This window comes from Wohlfahrtiimonas chitiniclastica DSM 18708 (genome assembly GCF_000375345.1).
In the GTDB taxonomy this organism is placed as follows: Bacteria; Pseudomonadota; Gammaproteobacteria; order Cardiobacteriales; family Wohlfahrtiimonadaceae; genus Wohlfahrtiimonas; species Wohlfahrtiimonas chitiniclastica.
Genome location: NZ_AQXD01000007.1, coordinates 1 through 3,620, shown reverse-complemented (window position 1 = coordinate 3,620; position 3,620 = coordinate 1). Strand labels below are relative to the sequence as shown.

Below are 3,620 nucleotides of genomic sequence, written 5' to 3'. Positions count from 1 at the left end.
CACTTGGCTAGTACCTAAAGTGCCTGCATCTGATAATGACATTGACGCACCGGAATGAATGCCTATGCTGGCATCTAAATCCTTATTCGCTGTCGTGATACTTAAATCACCCGCTGAAATGATTAAATTACCTATGCCAGACAATTCACCTGATGATGTTGAAACACCACCTGCATTCGTGATGGTTAATGTGCCATCTGCAAAATTAACTTTACCCTCATTCGTTAGGCTACCAACGGTTTGTTTGTTACCGTTTAAATCAACAACTGTACCGGCTGCTAAATTTAACTGGGACGTTTGCCCAAAGGCATTGTCACTACCCGCCGTCACTAAGCCAGCTGTTACATTTGTGGCACCTGTATAAGCATTCTTTTCATTGGTTAAAGTTAGCCCTTTATCATCACTGATTAATGCCAAGTTCCCTGTGCCAGCAAGGGTTGCTGTCATGTTTTTATTGGTGGCACTTGTTGAATCTAAAGTAAGCGTTTGCCCATCTACAATATTCAAAGCACTCAAACCATAACTGATGCCCAAACCACCTGAATTATTAAGGGCATAATTATATGTACCTTCTGCAACTTTTTGACTATTTTGGTCAATATTTCTGATGGTACCATCACCAATCACATTGCCATCTAATCCTTGTAGCGTTAACTCAGAAATTTGGAGACCATCATTATTCTTAGCTGTGATTAACTGATGATTCTGGCCACTGTTTTGATCAAACAAGTTCGCAGTAGTGCCATCTGTTGGCGCAATTGCATCTAAATCCACTTGGATGATACTTGAGCCATTGTTTGCCAAAGTATTTGTGGTAATGGAGCCCGTGCCTTTAAATACGGTTTGACCGCCCTCTAATATCAAATTTCCAATGGTTTGATCCTTTGTATCAACTGTGGTTATATTGCCTTGGCCGATGACTAATGTTGCATTTTTTAGTGCTGCTGTATTATTACCAGTTAAATGAAAGTTGCTGTTTGCTAAATTCACAGTGCCCGCAAAATCACTACCCACATCTTTGCCAAAGTTAAAACGATTGCCGGCTGTTCGGACATATAATAAGCCTGATCCCACTAAATTATTATTAAAGCTAAAGTCACCATTTGAATTCACGGTAACACTGTCGCCAACTGCAGTAATATTCACTTTAGCGGCATCATTTAATTGACCATTTTCTACCAATGTTAGCTTAGAACCCATTGCAATGTTGAGGGTACCTGTTAAATCTTTAAGGTAAATATTACCTGCATTTAATGATAAATTAGAGTTGGATAAATTTAAATTACCATCTCCACTGATTATATTCGTGAGTTCGCCAGTGACCTTATTGAGATTCACAGCACCTGATTCAGCAACTGTCACACTTCCTGAGCCCAATTGGCTAAATGCTGTGGCTGTTAAAGTGCTTGTGCCATCGACTGCAAATATCCCTGTAAAGTTTTTATTATCGCTACTAAAATTGACAGCGGAACTATTGGCAATATTCACAGTTCCAGAGCCATGTAACACATTCTGAACGGTTGAAGTAATGCCATTTAAATTTAATTTTGAATCTATGGTCGCAAAATTCACTTGCCCTAAACCTAATGTAGATTGACTGCCAACGGTTAAGGAAGCTTGATTCCCTATATTTTGTGCACCCGTGAAGCCTGAGTTATCGCCAACTAATGCAATGTCTGCATGAGTATTGAGTGCGCCTGCGCCTGTTAATTGATTAGCGAGAGTTGTACTCGCATTTAAATTCAACGCACCATCCACAGCCACTGTGCTAGTACCTAAAGTGCCTGCATCTGATAATGACATTGACGCACCGGAATGAATATCTATACTAGCGGCTAAATCCTTGTTTGCAGATGTGATACTTAAATCACCAGAAGAAATAGCCAACTTGCCTGCACCGACTAAAGATCCTGAAGATGTTGAAATAGCACCATTGGCATTAGTAATGGTTAATGTACCACCAGCAAGATCAACTTTACCCTCATTCGTTAGGCTGCCAACGGCTTGAGTTTTGCCATTTAAATCAACGGTTGTGCCAGCTGCTAAATTTAACTGTGATGTTTGCCCAAAGGCATTGTCACTACCCGCCGTCACTAAGCCAGCTGTTACATTCGTTACACCTGTATAAGCATTCTTTTCATTGGTTAAAATTAGCCCCTTATCATCACTGATTAATGCCAAGTTCCCTGTGCCAGCAAGGGTTGCTGTCATGTTTTTATTGGTGGCACCTGTTGCATCTAACGTCAATGTTTGGCCATCCACAATATTCAAGGCACTTAAACCATAACTAACACCTAAACCACCTGTATTATTAAGGGCATAATTATAGGTGCCTTCTGCAACTTTTTGATCATTTTGATCAATATTTCTGATGGTGCCTTCGCCTACTGCACTGCCATTGAGCCCTTGCAAAGTTAAATCAGAGAGTTTCAGGCCACCATTATTTGTAGCTGTGATTAACTGCTGATGTTGGCCACTGTTTTGATCAAACAAGTTCGCAGCAGTGCCATCTGTTGGCGCAATGGAATCTAAATCCACCTGAATTATACTTGTGCCATTACTTGCCAAAGTATCTGTGGCAATGGAGCCTTTGCCTTTAAATACTGCTTGGCCACCATCCAATGTTAAGTTCCCAATGGTCTGATTCTCCGTATCAACTGTGGTTGTATTACCTTTACCAACCACCAATGTTGCATTTTTTAGTGCTGCTGTATTATTACTGCTTAAACTAAACGTGCTGTTCAATAAATTCACAGTGCCCGCAAAATTACTGCCCACATTTTTGCCAAAGTTAAAGCGATTGCCGGCTGTTTGAACGTCTAATAAGCCTGATCCAACTAAATTATTATTAAAGCTAAAATCACTCAATGAATTTACTGTAATACTGTCACCAACTGCGGCAATGTTAACTTTAGCAGCATCATTTAATTGACCATTTCCCGCTAGTGTTAAATTCGAGTTTTTGGTGATATTAATTGCACCTGTTAAATCTTTAAGGTGAATATTACCTGAATTCAATGACAAATCTGTACCAGATAAATTCAGATTTCCATCACCACTGATTGCATTGGTTAACTCACCGGTCATCTTATTGAGATTCACAGCACCTGATTCAGCAACTGTCACACTTCCTAAGCCCAATTGGCTGAGTTTCGTCGCGGTTAAGTGACTTGTTCCATCGACTGCAAATGTTCCTGTAAAGTCTTTATTATCGCTACTAAAATTGACAGCTGCGCTATCTGTAATATTCACAATCCCAGAACCATGTAATACATTCTGAACGGTTGAAGTCACTCTATTTAAGTTCAGCGTTGATGTTTCTGAACCAAAATTAACTTGCCCTGAACCTAATGCTGATTGAGTGCCTACAGTTAATGCGGCTTGATCCCCAATATTGTGTGCACCCGTAAAGCCTGAATTATCTCCAGTTAATGCAATGTCTGTATTAGTATTGACTGCACCTCTGCCTGTTAATTGATTCGCTAGAGTTGAATTTGCATTTAAATTCAATGCGCCATCCACAGTCACTTGGCTAGTACCTAAAGTGCCTGCATCTGATAATGACATTGACGCACCGGAATGAATGCCTATGCTGGCATCTAAATCCTTATTCGCTGTCG

General features: G+C 40.2%; 1 protein-coding gene. It reads right to left on the bottom strand.

Annotation, left to right across the window (positions count from 1 at the left end):
* A partial coding sequence (locus B143_RS09945; protein WP_487044162.1) for a beta strand repeat-containing protein occupies positions 1–3,567 on the bottom strand: 3,567 nt, incomplete at its 3' end.
* Positions 3,568–3,620: the final 53 nt, after the last annotated feature.